Below are 14,443 nucleotides of genomic sequence, written 5' to 3'. Positions count from 1 at the left end.
GCCGGTCGAACCGGGACGCCCGCGAGCCGGGTTCCGCCGGCAGGGGATACACGTGGGTGGGGTGGTCAGGGGAATTTGACGGACCGGCCCGCCAGGGGGCGCACCCCCGGGGGTCGAGCGGGCCGGTCCGGGATCATGGGATGGCGCGGCGCAGGGCCAGTGCGTCCCGACGAACCTTCGCGGGGGTCTGGCCGTCGATGAGCAGGCGGCGCATCAGGGCCGCGACCTCGCCCATGGTGTCCGGGCCGAAGCCGCGACGGGTCACCTCCTGGGTGCCGATCCGCAGGCCCCGCCTGGGCTCCCCGGCCGGCCGGCCGGGCAGGCCGACGCCGCTGAGGTAGACGCCCCCCTCGGCCAGCAGCCGGGCGGCCTCGTCCCCGCCGCCGAACGCGCCCGCGTCCACCGCCACATGATGCGAGACGGTCCAGCCCCGATGGGCGGCGACCACGGTGAAGCCCTCGCGGTCCAGCGCGGCGGCCAGCGCCCCGGCGTTGGCGATGCAGCGGTCGGCGTACCCGGAACCTCCCGCGGCGTGCTCCGCGGCGACGACGGCCAGGGGAGCCAGGCGGGAGGCGTCGTAGTTGGCGGTCAGGCCGGGATAGGCCGCCGCCGCCACCTGCCGGGCGAGATCCGCGTCGCGGGTCACGACGGCCCCGCCGGGTGGCCCGCCGAAGGACTTGTAGGTGGACATGGTCATCAAGTGCGCGCCCTCGTCCAGTGGCCGCTGGAACCGGCCGCCCGCGATCAGTCCCGCCACGTGCGAGGCGTCATAGAGCAGCAGGGCGCCCACCTCGTCGCAGGCCGCCCGCACCCGCGCCACGTCGTGGGGGAACAGCATCAGGCTCGCCCCGAGCACCACCAGCGCGGGCCGCCGCTCGCGCAGGAACGCCGGGAGGGCCGCGTGGTCGACATCGAGCCGTCCGGTGTCGTAGGGCAGGTCGGCGACCCGCAGGCCGCGGATCCCGGCGGCGCCCTGGGCGTGGTGGCTGGTGTGGCCGCCGGCGGCCTGAGGCAGCACCGCGATCGTGTCGCCGGGGCCGGCGAACGCGCTGTAGCAGGCGAGGTTGGCCAGTGTGGCGCTCTGCAGCCGCACCTCGGCGAACTCACCGCCCATCAGCGCCGCGATCTGGAGCGGGACCAGCACCTCCAGCACGTCCAGCTCCTCCAGGCCGGTCTGGCGTTTGTCGCCCGGCCAGCCCATCGAAGGCCGGCAGCCCAGGGAGATCTCATGGGCGGCCCTGGCGCGCTCGCTCATCGTGTTGGTGCCGGCGTACAGGACCACACCGTCCTCGTCGAGGCGGCCGCGGTGCTCGGCCAGCACCGCGTCGACCAGCCTGGTCACCGCATCCAGGCTCAGTCCCGACACCTCGGCCTCGAGCTCGGCCAGGCGCGGCTGCGCCTGGGGCGGTGCCCACGGGGCGACGCGGCTGCGCTCCTGCACGAAGCTCCTTTCACGGGGCTGTCAGGCGGCTCTCACGAGGTGGACCCCTCCAGAACGAATACTGTGACGCTACGGCCAGTGCCGGGGGGAGTCATCGTTCCGCCAGCGGAGATCCTTCCTACATCTGTAGGATTGGAACGTGATCGCGGATGATGTTCAGGACCTATTGGAGGCGCTGGCCGCGAGCGTGGGCAGGGGCATGTCCGTCGACGACCTGGAGGGTCGGGTCGTCGCGCACAGCGCCCATCACGGGGAGGTCGACCAGGTCAGGGCCCACGCCATTCTGTCACGGTCGGTTCCCGCGGCGGTGGGGGCCTGGCAGGAGAAGCACGGGGTGGCCTCGACCCGGGAGCCGGTCAGGGTTCCGGAGAATCCCTCGCTGGGCATGGCGGCCCGGCTCTGCGTGCCCCTGCTCCACCAGGGCCGCCGGGTCGGCTACCTGTGGATCATCGAGGGCCCGGGTCCGTTGAACCCGCAGGAGCAGGGCAGGGCCGTGCGTGACGCCGCCGCGATCGCGGCCCTGCTCGACGACGGCGGCAGCTCCCACACCCTGAGTCTCCTGCTCACCGGCGAGATCGGTGTGCGGCGTGCGGCCGGAGTGCTCGGGGAGGGGCCGCTGCGCGTCCTGGCGCTGCGGGGCGACCCGGCCCTCCTGCGTGAGGCGGTCGGCGCGGAGCTGGCCAGGACGCGCCGGCCACCGGCCTTCACGATCCTGGACCGGCACGCCGTGCTGCTGCTCAACCGTGGTGAGGACGTGACGGCGCTGGGGGAGCGGCTGGCGGCGCGGACCCGCACGGGCGCCGGGGTCAGCGCACCGCACCCGGGGCTCGAGTCGGCCGTGCGGGCACATGAGGAGGCGCTCACCGCGGCCAGGGCGGCGGCGGCGGAACCGGCGCTGCGGCCGGTCGCCCACTGGCCGGATCTGGGCGTCTACCGGCTGCTCGCCGAGCCGGTCGCCGGTACCCCCGGTACTCCCGGCACGTTCGGCGGTCCGCTTGACGCGCTGCGGGAGCATCCGGCGCTCCTGGTCACCCTGGAGACCTACCTGGACAGCGGGGGAGACGCCCAGGAGACCGCCCGGCTGCTCCACCTGCACCGCACCAGCCTCTATTACCGCCTCACCAGAATCGAGCAGCTGGCCGACCGCAACCTCAAGAACGGAACCCACAGGTTAGAACTTCATCTCGCGCTGAAGCTCGGTCGCTGGAATGCGGTGTAACGGCCGGGCAATCCGGGCACAGCTCTGCGATGTCGCAGTTGATCAGCGAGATCATGACCGTCGTCATCGTGCTCATGCTCATCCCGCTGTCGTTGGTCATCGTGTCGGTGTTCGTCCTCGTCGCACTCGCGACGTTGGCTCTGGTGACACCACGGGAGCAGGATGGAAGAACGACTTCCCGGAGGTAGACGATGCGACAGCTCAGCGCGGTGGACACGCAGTTCCTGAATTTCGAGACCTCGACGAACGTCGCGAACGTCGGGGGGCTCGCCATCCTGTCGGGCAGGCTGTCGCGGAGCGACCTGGTGTCGCTGCTGGCCCGGCGGCTCCACCTGGCCGCGCCCTTCCGCATGCGACTCGTCTCCGTCCCGTTCGGCCTGGACCATCCGTACTGGACCGAGGACTCCAGGATCGACCTCGACTACCACGTGCGCGAGATCGCGCTGCCCGGCCCGGGCAGCGACGAGCAGCTGGGTGAGCAGGTGGCCAGGCTGCACGCCCGCTGCCTCGACCGGCGGCGGCCGCTCTGGGAGATGTATCTGATCCACGGTCTGGCCGGAGACCGTACGGCCCTCTACACGAAGGTCCACCACGCCGCGGTCGACGGCGTCACCGGCGCCGACGTGCTGGCCAGCCTGCTGGACACCTCCCCCGAGCCCGCCGAGGTCGAGATGGCGCCCGCGGCCGAGCCCGAGGAGCGGATCGACACGCGCGAGATGGTCGCCAGGGGAATCGTCAAGGCGGTGGTCAACCCGGCCAACATGGTACGGTTCCTGATCAACGCCGTCCCGCACCTGGACGAGATCCCCCTGATCTCCCAGGTACCCGGGGCCGGGCTGGTCTCGCGGCTCACCCGGCAACTGGCCAACCGCCTGTCGGGTACCGCGGAGGTGCCCGACATGCCGCGGATGACGGTCCCCCGTACCCCCTTCAGCGGCAGGATCAGCGCGCACCGCAGGTTCGCCTACGCGGCCCTGCCGCTGGAGGACGTCAAGCTGGTCAAGAACGCCCTCGGCGTCACGGTGAACGACGTGGTGATGGCCCTGTGCGCCGGGGCGTTGCGCCAGTGGCTGATCAAGCACGACGCGCTGCCCGAGCAGCCTCTCGTCGCGGGGGTGCCGTTCTCGCTCCGTGTCCCCGGTGACCGGCGCGCGGGCAACCAGGTCACCATCATGATCACGACGCTGGCGACGCAGGTGGCCGACCCGCTGGAACGGCTGCTGGCGGTATGTGACGCGATGCGGCTGATCAAGGATCGCTCGTCGCTGGCCCCGGCCAGCTGGATTCAGGAGCTCAGCGACATCATGCCCTCCGCGTTGACCGGCCTGGCCTCCCGGGCGGCCTTCGACCTCTTCGCTGACAGCGCGGGTCCGATCAACGTGATGATCTCCAACGTGCCCGGCCCGCAACTCCCCCTCTACGTGAGCGGTGCCCGGCTGCTGTCGTACTACCCGGTCTCGGTGGTGACCGACGCCAGTGGCGGCCTCAACATCACGGTCTTCTCCTACGACGGCTCACTTGACGTCGGCGTGATCGCCTGCCGGGAGATGGTTCCCGACGTCTGGGCCGTCACGGACTATCTCAGGGACGCCCTGCTGGAGCTGAAGCTCCTCGCTGAGCAGCAGTGACAGGCCGGGCGCGCCCTTGACGAAGCGCAGGGTCTTCTCCAGGCAGACGATCGAGCCTTTTTCCTTCCTGCTGACGAAACGGATGTCGTCGGCCAGGGCGCGCATGATCAGCAGGCCCCGGCCGTGTTCGGAGGTGGGGGGCGGGGAGGCGGGGCCCGAGAAGTCGAAGCCGTCGCCCGCGTCCACCACCTTGATCACGCAACGGTCCCTGGAGAGCTCGGTGCTGACCATGTAGTCGTCGCTGGGTGTGGCATGCTGGATGACGTTGGAACACGCCTCCGAGAGCATGAGCTGGATGTCCTCGCGGATCTGGGACACCACGCCAAGGGCGCGGAGCGAGGCGTCGAGAAGTTGCCTGATCACGGGAACGCTGGCGGCGTCACGCGGCAGACGCAACGCGATCGTGGCCTCCACGGTGTCCTCCTTTCGCAGCCGGTTCTCCTAAAACTTGCCCGGCACGCTCCGTCCTAACCTGAGATGGGTGATCGTGACTTTGGATATCGGAAAGGTGCGGCAAAGTTCGGTGAATGGAAGAAACGCGGCACAGCGGCAGAGAACAGCCGGCCCCCTCGGGGGACCGGCTGTTCTCGTGACTCCTTGCCTCAGCCGGAGAACGCGTCGACCGCGGCCTGGCAGAAGGCCTTGAGGTCGTCGGGCTTGCGGCTGGTGATCAGCGTGTTCGGGCCCGAGGTGCAGATCACGACCTCGTGGTCCTCCCAGTTCGCGCCGGCGTTGCGCAGGTCGGTCGCGAGGCTCGGCCAGGACGTGACCATGCGCCCGCGCACCACGTCCGCCTCGATCAGCGTCCAGGGCGCGTGACAGATGGCCGCGACGGGCTTGCCCGCGTCGAAGAAGCCCTTCGCGAAGCCGACCGCCTCGGGCACGGTACGCAGCAGGTCGGGATTGGCGACGCCGCCCGGCAGCACCAGCCCGTCGAAGTCGGCGGCGGAGACCTCCTCGACCGTTGCGTCCACGGGGAACCGGTCGGCCTTGTCGAGGTGGTTGAACGCCTGGACCTGACCCCGCTCGGTGGAGACGAGTCTGGGGGTGGCCCCGGCCCGCTTGACGGCGTTCCACGGCTCGGTGAGCTCGACCTGCTCGATGCCCTCCGGGGCCACGAGGAAAGCGATCGTTTTGGCGTTCAGCATGTCATCCCCTTTGTGACGTGCGGTGATGTCTTCAGGGGGGCGTCATGCCCGGGGTTTTGGAATCTATGCGAGGGCCACTGATTCCAGGACGAACCTTGCGGCGGCGGAGGCCGGAACCGATGAGCCGGGTGATGAGCTCGCGCGAGGAGACGGCCTCCGCTCCCAGCGCGACGGCCCGCTCGTAGAAGCTCTCGGGAACGTCGTAGTGGTCGCGGTCGAAGGCGCGGCGCGGTACGCCCAGTGCCTCCGCGAAGGCGTGCAGTTCCTCGGTCGAGCTGTCGCTGACCAGGTGCGACCAGAACAGACCGTGCGGACCCGGCCAGTTGGGCGGGTCGATGAGCACACTCACCGCCGGACGAGGTCGAGCGCGACCTCCAGGGCGGCGGCCCGCCGCTCCTCGTCGGAGATCGTCTCGTCCCCGAGGACGATCCACGCGGCGTGCAGCGCGAACAGGGCCATCGAGTTCCTCAGCCGGGTGGCGGTGGGATCGTTCGGTTCGACGAGGAAGGTGAGCAGGTCCAGCATCCGGTGCCGGGTCTTCTCCATCGTCGGATGGTTCTTGAGCGAGGTCTGGTTGCGCTCGAAGAACCGCATGATCTCGTGGTGCCGGTCCCGGTGCAGGTCGTCGGAGTAACGGCGGAGCAGTTCGCGGCGCGTCTCCTCGGTGCGCGGCTGGGACGAGGCCCAGGCGATCAGCTTCTCGACCGCGCGTACCCGGTCCTCGGCCAGGCTGGCGACGATGTCGTCCTTGGTCTTGAAGTGATAGTAGAGGGCCGCCTTGGTCACGCCGAGGGCCTCGGCTATCTCGCGGAGCGAGGTGGCCTCATAGCCCTGCTCGACGAAAAGAGTCAGGGCGACGTCCTGAATGCGCGTCCGGGTGTCGACGTGTTCCCTCATGGTTCCCTTTACCGAGAAATCAACTTGACGGCCGGCAAGTAAGCGGCCTACATTCCCAGCATATCCGACACTAGCCGGTCGGCAAGTAAGCAAGATCTCTTTAGGGGGAAAAGTGAACGAGGTCGCGGCCGCACCGGGGCGGCGCCGCGAGGTCATGGTAGTGCTACCGGGCCTGATGCTCGCGATGGTCCTGGCCATGCTCGACAACATGATCGTCGGCACCGCGATGCCCCGCATCGTCGGCGAGCTCGGCGGGCTCACCCACCTGTCCTGGGTGGTGACCGCCTACGTGCTCGGCACCACCGTCTCGACCCCCATCTGGGGCAAGATCGGTGACCTGTACGGCAGGAAGAACATCTTCCTCGCCTCCATCGGCATCTTCATGATCGGCTCGGTGCTCTGCGGCATGGCGGGCTCGGAGATGCTCGGCGGCCCGTCCGACGGGATGATGCAGCTCATCGCGTTCCGGGCGTTCCAGGGCCTCGGCGCGGGCGGCCTGCTGGTCAACGCCATGGCGATCATCGGCGACCTCGTCCCGCCCCGCGAGCGCGGCCAGTACCAGGGCATCATGGCCGCCGTTATGTCGCTGGCCATGATCGCCGGTCCGCTCGTCGGCGGGTTCATCACCGACCACCTCGACTGGCGCTGGGCCTTCTACGTGAACCTGCCCATCGGGTTCATCGCGCTGGCCCTGCTGGCGATCAAGCTGAAACTGCCCAGGCATCGCACCGAGCACCGCATCGACTGGCTCGGCGCGGCCCTGCTCTCGGTCGGCATCACCGCGCTGGTCCTCATCACCACCTGGGGCGGCAACGACTACGCGTGGAACTCGCCGCAGATCCTCGGCCTGGCGGCACTCGCCGTCGTCACGCTGGCGCTGTTCATCCCGGTGGAGCGGCGTGCCGCCGAGCCCATCATGCCGCTCAACGTCTTCCGTGACCGCAACTTCAGCCTGATCTCGGGTGTGGGCTTCCTGCTCGGCTTCGCCATGTTCGGTGTCATCAACTTCCTGCCGCTGTTCCAGCAGACGGTTCAGGGGGCCACGGCCACCAACTCCGGCCTGCTGCTGCTCCCGATGATGGGTGCCTCCATGGTGGTCTCGCTCTTCGTCGGCCGCGCCATCACCCGGACGGGCAAGTACAAGCTCTACCCGGTCCTCGGTGGCGTGATCATGGCGATCGGCATGTGGCTGCTCTCCCTGATGGACGTGCACACACCCGCCTGGCAGACCGGCGTGTTCATCGCGGTGCTCGGCCTCGGCATGGGGTTCCTGATGCAGACCACCATGCTGATCGCCCAGAACAGCGTCGAGCAGAAGGACCTCGGCGTCGCCAGCAGCGCCTCGACCTTCTTCCGCTCCATCGGCGGCTCGTTCGGCGTCTCGCTGTTCGGCGCGATCTTCAACAACCGCCTCAGCTCCAACCTGGAGAGCAAGCTGGGCGCCGCGGGCGAGCAGCTCGCCTCCGGCGGTGCCCAGTTCAACCCGGCGGCCCTGCACGAGCTGCCCTCGGGAGTACGGATCGGCTTCCTGGAGTCGCTGGCCGACTCCATCTCCGGCGTCTTCTGGTGGGCGATCCTGTTCGCCGTCCTGGTTCCGCTGCTGGCGGCCTTCATCAAGGAGATCCCGTTGCGCGGCGGCCCCGAGAGCGCCCAGGAGGCCGAGGCCCAGGTGCCGGTGCTCGACTGATCAACCGATCCCAAGTTCCGACCCAGCGATTCCCAACCGGCCCCCGCCACGATGAGGGGCATGAAGACGACCATCCCCGCCGCCGGGTACCTCACCCGGCGGCCTTCCGCCGCCGACGCCCCCGAGATCCACGAGCTGATCTCGCTCTGCGACACCCAGGTGATCGGCAAGGCCGACATGACCCTCGACGACGTCGCCGACCAGCTGAACGACTCGTCCTTCGACACCGAGTCCGACGGCTGGCTCGTCCACGACGAGAGCGGGCGCCTGGTGGCCTGGGCCTGGGCCTGCCGCAAGGGCGTCAGTGACAACGTCGACGTCGACGTGGTCGTGCACCCCGGCGCGCCGGAGCTGACCGGCCCGCTCTGGGACACCGTGACCGAGCGGGCCGGGCAGATCGCCGCCGAGCTGGGCCACGACCGGGCCGTGGTGGACATCGGTCTCTACCGCGAGGACAGCGGCAAGCGCGCCGTCGCCGCCGCCCGTGGTTTCAGCGCCGCCACCAGTTTCATCCGGCTCCGCGCCGACCACACCGGGCCGGTCGGCCGCCCCGGCCCGCCGGCCGGGGTGACCGTGCACGACGGGCTCACCGAGGAGGTGCGCCGCCAGGGCCACGCCGTGGAGCAGGCCGGCTTCGCCGACCACTTCGGGTTCGCCCCGAAGGACTACGACGAGTGGCACGACGAGCTGAACTCCTCGGTCAACACCGACTGGTCGCAACTGGCGGTCGCCCGCCTCGACGGTGAGCCCGTGGCGATGCTGCTGGGGACCAACGCCTTCCTCGGGGACGAGAACTGCGGCTACGTGCGCAGGCTGGCGGTGCTCCCCGCCTTCAGGGGCCGCGGCCTGGGCCGCTTCATGCTGCGCGGGGCTTTCGCCGACGACGCCCGTCGCGGACGGGTCGGCACCTACCTGCACGTCGACGCCAACAACAGCACGCCCGCCCTCGACCTCTACCTCTCGGTGGGCATGCGCCAGGTGCTGGCCATCGACGTCTGGCGGCGCACGATCTGACCCGTGCCGTACGGCGCCGCACGGTCCCCGCGCGGCGCTATCGGGCGGGGAAGGCGCTCTCAGCGGCGGCGGAGCAGCGGCAGCGCGCACGCCCCGGTGAGCAGGGCCGTCACGGCCAGGGCCACGCCGGTGCCCGTCGCCGACCCTCCGCTCAGGTAGAGCGTGCCGAACGTGGCCACCCCCACGACCTGGCCGAGCTGGGTCACCATGACGAACAACCCGCTGACGTCGGGTGCGTCCTCGGGAGCGGCGTGGGCCAGCCCCACCGCGAGCACCGGGCTGAACGCCCCACCAAGGCCGAGCCCGGTCACCGCGAACGCCACCGCCAGGAGCGGCCGGCCGTGTCCCCCGCCGCTCAGTGCCAGCGATATGAGCAGGTAGCCGAGCCCGGCCACGGCGAAGGCGGTGACGATCATACGGCGATGCAGGCGTTCGGGGACGCGGCGCCAGTTGAGGCTGGCGACGGCGAAACCCACCGCGGCGGGCACGAACGCCAGGCCCGCGGCCAGCGGGCCGTCCCCCAGCGGACCCTGCAGATGCAGGGCAGAAGTGAACAGGAATCCGCCGTAGGTCGCCATCGACCCGAAGATCGCCAGCGCCGACGTGACCACTCCCGGGGCCCGCAGCACCCGCGCGGGTACCAGCGGTGCGGTGGCTCTCCGCTCGACCAGCACGAAGATACCCGCCAGCGCCACGCTCGCCGCCATGGCGACCCATCCCCACAGCGGCCAGTCCTGCTCGTGTCCCAGCACCAGCGGCACCACCAGGAGAGTGACCGCCAATGAGAGCATGACCAGGCCGGGCAGATCCAGAGCGCGGGGGCGTGACGGGCCGTCGGCGGGCAGCAGTCGCGCGCCCAGCACGAGCAGGCCGAGCCCGACCGGCACGTTCACCAGGAACACCGGCCTCCATGCGGTGCCGAACAGGTCGGCGGAGACCAGCACACCGCCCAGCACCTGACCGACCACGGCGGCCCCCGAGATCACCGTGGCGTACAGGCTGAGCGCGCGAGCCCTGGAGGCCCCCTCGAAGTTCGTCTGGATCATGCTCAGCACCTGGGGCACCATCAGGGCGGCCCCCGCCCCCTGGAGGAACCGGAAGGCGATCAGCTGCCCGGCCGAGACGGCCAGCCCGCAGGCGAGGGACGCGGCGGTGAAGCCCGCCAGGCCGTACAGGAACAGGCGACGCCCGCCGTGACGGCCGCCCAGCCGGGCACCGGTGATCAGCAACATGGCATAGGCGATGGTGTAACCGGAAATGATCATTTGGAGGCTCGAACCCGACGCGCCGAGGTCGGCACGGATCACGGGGGAGGCGACGTTGACGATGGAGACGTCCAGAATCGCCATGAACTGCCCGGTCAGGATCACCGTCAGCAGCCATGGGGGAGGAGTACGGACGGCCGGAGCCGGAGCCGATGTCACGGTCATGAGCAAGACTGTGGGACTTGGCGGATACGGGTAACGAGAGCCTGCCGATCCTGGTATCGGCAGCACCTGGCAGCCGGGTCGTCCATCGGCCAGCATGAAGGGATGACCATGACCACTCCGGGCACCCGCCGCGCCGAGCTGGGGGCGTTCTTGCGCAGCCGCCGGGAACGCATCACCCCCGAGACCGCGGGCCTGCCTCCCGGAGTGCGCCGCCGCACCCCGGGTCTGCGCCGCGAGGAGGTCGCCCTGCTCGCCGGGGTCGGCGTCACCTGGTACACCTGGCTGGAGCAGGGGCGGCCGATCAACGCCAGCGTGCAGGTGCTCGACGCGATCTCCCGCACCCTCGGGCTGGACCAGGCCGAGCGCGAGCACCTCTATCGGCTCGCCGACGTGCCGGCCGTGCCCGAGCCCGACACCTGCGGCGAGCTTGAGCCCGATACCCAGGTGATCCTCGACCGACTCGATCCGCTCCCCGCCGTCGTCTACAACGGCCGCTACGACCTGCTGGCCTGGAACGAGGCCTACAGCTGCTTCTTCCCCGACGTCGTCACTCAGCCGGTCGCCACCCGCAACGCGCTCTGGCAGCTCTTCGTCGTGCGGGAGTGCTGCTGCCCGATCGTCAACCGGTCCGAGGAACTGGCCCAGATGGTCGCCACCCTGCGCGCCGGGTTCGGGCGGCATCTGGGGGAGCCCGCCTGGACCGAGTTCGTCCACGCCCTGTCGGCCGCCAGTCCCGAGTTCGCGACGATGTGGGCCACCCACGACGTGGCCAGGCCGGGAAACCGCATGAAGATCTTCCGTCACTCCGCGGTCGGGCAGATCCGCACCACCTCGACCAGCATGGCGCTTTCCTCGCCGCAGGAGGCGAGGATGGTCGTTTATACGCCCATGGAGGAGGAGAGCCGCGAGCGCGTCGCCTGGATCAGGGCGCACCCCGAGGCTCCGGCGGTCGCCCACCCCCACCGGCACCCCGTTTCCCCGCGGAGGCTGTGAACGCGCGGCCGAGCCGGCGGGAGGTCAGTCGTCAGGAGTCACCCGGTGCTTGGAGAGGTGGGCCAGCACCGCCTGGTTGGCCTCCCAGCCGTCGGGGAACTTCACCGGCACGCCGAGCTGGACCGGCTCGGCCGACGGGTGGGCGTCCAGCAGTTCGGGGATGCCCGCCCTGGCCACCACGACGCAGGCGTGGCGGTGCCGGGAGGCGAGCACGCACAGCCGCCCCGACTCCAGGTGGAACGCGGTGGCGTCGCGGCGCCCGGAGAGGGGATGGAGCACGATCGTCACGTCGTACTCCCGGCCCTGCAGGCGGTTGGCGGTGTCCACGGTGATCTCCGGCGGTACCCCGGCGGCCCTGATCGCGGCCACCTGGTCGCGGTGCGCGGCGCCGATGGCGATCCGGTCGGCCGTGACGGGATGGCTGCCGCGCTCGGAGTGCGCGACCGGACTCCGCTGGAGCAGCCGCGTCGCCAGGCTCGCGGTCGCCAGCACGGCCTCCGCGTCGGTGCGCACCGTGTGGCGGCTGGGCAGCTCGTACAGTGCCCAGCCAGACCCGGCCGCCTCCTCCAGCGCCAGGTCGAAGGGGGTGCGCATGCCGTTCACCGTGAACTCCAGCGACCGGTCGGCGGGGCCCGTCCCCGCGCGGAACCCGGTGAAGGGATAGAACGCCTCGGAGACCACGGGCGCGGCCGAGGCGGGCAGCCGCCAGGAGACCGGCAGCCGGTGCACCGGCAGGTCGGGGTTGTGTCGCAGCAGCACCGAGACCGCGCTCTGCACCGGGTCCCACGACAGGCCCGCCCAGCGGTCGCCGTCCACGATCGAGAACGGGTCGAGCTGGCCGGGGTCGCCCACGAACAACGACCGTTCGAACAGCGAGGCGATGCGCAGCAGCTTGTCCGAACGCATCTGGTAGGCCTCGTCGACGATGGCCCAGGGCCAGGTACGGTCGCCGATCCATGCCCACTTGTCCGCGGTGGCGATCACCACGGCCGGGTCCCCCAGGTCGGGCAGCTTGCCCGCGACCGAGACGTTGGGCAGGGCGAGGATGCGGCCGGGCGTGATGTAGCCGCTCGCCGAGAGCCGGCCGACCCCCAGGTCGGGATGCTCGGCCGCGAGCCGTTCCACCAGGTCGTCCACCTGCTCGTTGGTCTGCGCGACGATCATCAGCGGCTCGCCGGTCTCGGCGATGTGCCCCGCGGCCTTGACCACCAGCGTGGACTTGCCCGCGCCCGGAGGCGAGTCCACGACCACGCCGCGGTGACGGGGCAGGTCGGCCAGGACGGCGTCCACCACGGCCGCCGCCTCCTGCTGCGGCGTCATGCCACGCCTCCGCCACTGCCCGCCAGGTCCGTGCCGAGGCCGGTCACCCGGGCGCCGTGGCCCGCCGCTCCGGCACCGGCGGCCCGGTCTTCCGGTGCCGCCGCCGAGCGGGGAGCACGCACGGCCGAAAGGGACATCGGCCGGCCGTGCGGGGTCCGGTGAACGCTCAAAGCCATTCCTCCTGCGCGTCGTCGTCGCCGGGCTCGTACTCCTCCGGCGGCCCGCCGTGGGTCCACGGCGTCTGCTCGGGGTCCGGCAGCGCCGCCGACGACTGGAAGTCATCCATCAGTGAGGTGTACGAGACCCGCTCGCCCGGTTCGGGCACCGAACCCGGAGCCGGGGTCCTGCCCCGCCCCATCCCTTTGGTGATCTTAAGGGTGATCTCCCCGTCGACGGCCTCGACGATCTCGGCCGCGTGGCCGCGCCGGTCGGGGCTGCCGACGGTGGTGCCGGGCGTGAGCCGCACCGGGTCGCCGGTCCTCACCGTGATCAGGGGCCGGAGCTTGCGCGAGCGGCCCTCGCCCTCGCTGTGCTCGGGATCGGCGGCGATCACCGTCCCGGCGAAGGCCTCGCCGGTCAGCCGGTACTCGGCCATGAGCAGCGGGTCGTCGTGGGCCCGCTGCACGTCGTAGCTCGCCCGTGCCCGCTCCAGCCCCGCCAGCCTCGCGGCGGCGCTCACCGCCCCGTCCCTGCGGGCCTGCGGTGGGCTTCCCTCGGCGATCCGCTCGACGAACCGGGTGAACGACCCGCGGTCGATCTCCCAGCGGTCCTTCACCCGGGAGCCCTCCGGCAGCGACCGCAGCAGGTCGACGGTCCGCCACATCAGCCGCCAGGTGGGGTCGAGCTGGGTGCGCAGCGCCTGGCTGACCCGGTCGACGGCACGGTCGGTCGGCGCCTCCTCGTAGGCGCGGATCGCGGGAGCGAGCACCTCGTTGTCGAAGCCCGGGTCGGTGGTGGGGCCCGCTGGCGGCCAGAGCAGCGGGTCCTCGGCCTCCTCGGCCGCCCGGTGACCGGACATTCCCGGCGGCGGGTCGATCCATCCCAGCAGCGCCGCCAGATTCGCGTCCTCCAGGCTGCTCTGCCCGGTCGCCCAGTGCAGGCTCAGTGCCTCGGTCGCCGCGAGCAGCACCGAGGAGCCCGGCTGCTGGGACCGGTCGGCGAAGTAGGTCAGCCACCGGCCGAGCAGCGGTACCGACGGGTGCACCGGATAGGGTCCCTCGGCCCTGCGGAACCGGGTGGAACGGCCGAGTAGCCCGGTGAACGCGGCGGCGGACCGGTTCGGCACGAGGATCTGCGGCGCGTCCAGGCACCGCTCGTACGGCTCGCCACCCCTGCGCTCGACCGTCTCGGTGCTTTTCTCGAACCCCTCGATATAGGGCAGCAGCACCTCGGCCAGCCCGGCGGCGAAGGCGAACCGCAGGTCCCGGTTACGTGGCTGGGGCACGACGAGCAGCCGGGGGTGGCCCGGGTCGGTGCCCACCATGGCGGCCAGCGGCGCGGCGGCCTCGCCGGCGAGCTTGAGCGGGATGAGCACCAGCGGCTGGTCGGAGATGTGGCAGTGCCGGACCGTGGTGATCCGCTGTGCGACGCCGTCCCTGACGGCTCGCAGCCGCGCCAGCGCCGTCAGCGCGCTCACCTGTCGTCCGCCCTCGCCGCGGCGGCCCCC

General features: G+C 71.0%; 15 protein-coding genes. 6 read left to right on the top strand and 9 right to left on the bottom strand.

Translation table 11 applies throughout. From position 1 onward, the window contains the following. Positions 1 to 133: 133 nt before the first annotated feature. The gene (locus tag AB0K21_RS37285; protein ID WP_364156796.1) at positions 134 to 1,441 is read right to left on the bottom strand and encodes a glycine hydroxymethyltransferase; all 1,308 of its coding nucleotides are present in this window, start codon (positions 1,439 to 1,441) and stop codon (positions 134 to 136) included. A 139-nt stretch (positions 1,442 to 1,580) separates the two neighbouring features. On the opposite strand from AB0K21_RS37285, the gene AB0K21_RS37280 reads away from it, so the two are divergent. The 3 genes from AB0K21_RS37280 to AB0K21_RS37270 are packed head-to-tail and all read left to right on the top strand — an operon-like array spanning position 1,581 to position 4,288. After that, positions 1,581 to 2,660, top strand: a complete 1,080-nt coding sequence (locus AB0K21_RS37280; RefSeq protein WP_343967874.1) for a helix-turn-helix domain-containing protein — start codon at positions 1,581 to 1,583, stop codon at positions 2,658 to 2,660. Between the two features lie 29 nt (positions 2,661 to 2,689). Further along, positions 2,690 to 2,848, top strand: coding sequence for a hypothetical protein (locus AB0K21_RS37275; RefSeq protein ID WP_343967876.1), 159 nt, complete (start codon positions 2,690 to 2,692; stop codon positions 2,846 to 2,848). Between the two features lie 3 nt (positions 2,849 to 2,851). Continuing rightward, positions 2,852 to 4,288 (top strand): wax ester/triacylglycerol synthase family O-acyltransferase, encoded by a 1,437-nt coding sequence (locus AB0K21_RS37270; RefSeq protein WP_364156791.1) that lies wholly within the window; start codon positions 2,852 to 2,854, stop codon positions 4,286 to 4,288. Here the strand turns inward: AB0K21_RS37270 and AB0K21_RS37265 are convergent. The 4 genes from AB0K21_RS37265 to AB0K21_RS37250 all read right to left on the bottom strand — a co-directional run bounded on the left by AB0K21_RS37265 (position 4,175) and on the right by AB0K21_RS37250 (position 6,333). Continuing rightward, a complete protein-coding gene (locus AB0K21_RS37265) occupies positions 4,175 to 4,702 on the bottom strand; it encodes an ATP-binding protein (RefSeq protein ID WP_343967881.1) in 528 nt (175 codons plus the stop codon). The two genes, AB0K21_RS37270 and AB0K21_RS37265, sit on opposite strands and share 114 nt — an antisense overlap. A 188-nt stretch (positions 4,703 to 4,890) precedes the next feature. Beyond that, the gene (locus tag AB0K21_RS37260; RefSeq protein ID WP_343967883.1) at positions 4,891 to 5,436 is read right to left on the bottom strand and encodes a type 1 glutamine amidotransferase domain-containing protein; all 546 of its coding nucleotides are present in this window, start codon (positions 5,434 to 5,436) and stop codon (positions 4,891 to 4,893) included. A 31-nt stretch (positions 5,437 to 5,467) separates the two neighbouring features. Further along, entirely contained in the window at positions 5,468 to 5,785 is a 318-nt protein-coding gene (locus AB0K21_RS37255) for a DUF4031 domain-containing protein (protein WP_343967885.1), read from the bottom strand. After that, a complete protein-coding gene (locus AB0K21_RS37250; RefSeq protein WP_364156785.1) occupies positions 5,782 to 6,333 on the bottom strand; it encodes a helix-turn-helix domain-containing protein in 552 nt (183 codons plus the stop codon). The genes AB0K21_RS37255 and AB0K21_RS37250 overlap by 4 nt, the downstream gene beginning before the upstream one ends. 112 nt (positions 6,334 to 6,445) lie before the next feature. Between AB0K21_RS37250 and AB0K21_RS37245 the strand changes: the two genes are divergently transcribed. After that, on the top strand, positions 6,446 to 8,020 hold the full coding sequence (locus tag AB0K21_RS37245) for an MDR family MFS transporter (protein WP_343967892.1): 1,575 nt from the start codon (positions 6,446 to 6,448) through the stop codon (positions 8,018 to 8,020). A 60-nt stretch (positions 8,021 to 8,080) separates the two neighbouring features. Then, positions 8,081 to 9,034, top strand: coding sequence for a GNAT family N-acetyltransferase (locus tag AB0K21_RS37240; RefSeq protein ID WP_343967895.1), 954 nt, complete (start codon positions 8,081 to 8,083; stop codon positions 9,032 to 9,034). Positions 9,035 to 9,093: 59 nt separating this feature from the next. On the opposite strand, the gene AB0K21_RS37235 is transcribed toward AB0K21_RS37240, so the two are convergent. Continuing rightward, a complete protein-coding gene (locus AB0K21_RS37235; RefSeq protein WP_364156780.1) occupies positions 9,094 to 10,464 on the bottom strand; it encodes an MFS transporter in 1,371 nt (456 codons plus the stop codon). A gap of 102 nt (positions 10,465 to 10,566) precedes the next feature. On the opposite strand from AB0K21_RS37235, the gene AB0K21_RS37230 reads away from it, so the two are divergent. After that, positions 10,567 to 11,457: a helix-turn-helix transcriptional regulator gene (locus AB0K21_RS37230; protein ID WP_364156777.1), complete on the top strand. Its 891-nt coding sequence runs from the start codon at positions 10,567 to 10,569 to the stop codon at positions 11,455 to 11,457. Between the two features lie 24 nt (positions 11,458 to 11,481). On the opposite strand, the gene AB0K21_RS37225 is transcribed toward AB0K21_RS37230, so the two are convergent. From AB0K21_RS37225 to AB0K21_RS37215, 3 genes are read right to left on the bottom strand one after another with little or no spacing between them, the layout of a single operon-like run. Further along, positions 11,482 to 12,777: an AAA family ATPase gene (locus tag AB0K21_RS37225; protein WP_030922360.1), complete on the bottom strand. Its 1,296-nt coding sequence runs from the start codon at positions 12,775 to 12,777 to the stop codon at positions 11,482 to 11,484. Continuing rightward, complete coding sequence (locus tag AB0K21_RS37220) at positions 12,774 to 12,947, bottom strand: hypothetical protein (RefSeq protein WP_364156774.1); 174 nt, start codon at positions 12,945 to 12,947, stop codon at positions 12,774 to 12,776. The genes AB0K21_RS37225 and AB0K21_RS37220 overlap by 4 nt, the downstream gene beginning before the upstream one ends. Continuing rightward, on the bottom strand, positions 12,944 to 14,413 hold the full coding sequence (locus AB0K21_RS37215; protein ID WP_343967906.1) for a hypothetical protein: 1,470 nt from the start codon (positions 14,411 to 14,413) through the stop codon (positions 12,944 to 12,946). The genes AB0K21_RS37220 and AB0K21_RS37215 overlap by 4 nt, the downstream gene beginning before the upstream one ends. Between the last annotated feature and the right edge of the window lie 30 nt (positions 14,414 to 14,443).

The sequence above is a fragment of the Streptosporangium sp. NPDC049248 genome, from assembly GCF_040678965.1.
Taxonomy (GTDB): Bacteria; Actinomycetota; Actinomycetes; order Streptosporangiales; family Streptosporangiaceae; genus Streptosporangium; species Streptosporangium fukuiense.
The sequence above is the reverse complement of the archived record's forward strand: the minus strand, read 5'-3'. Positions and strand labels throughout refer to the sequence as shown.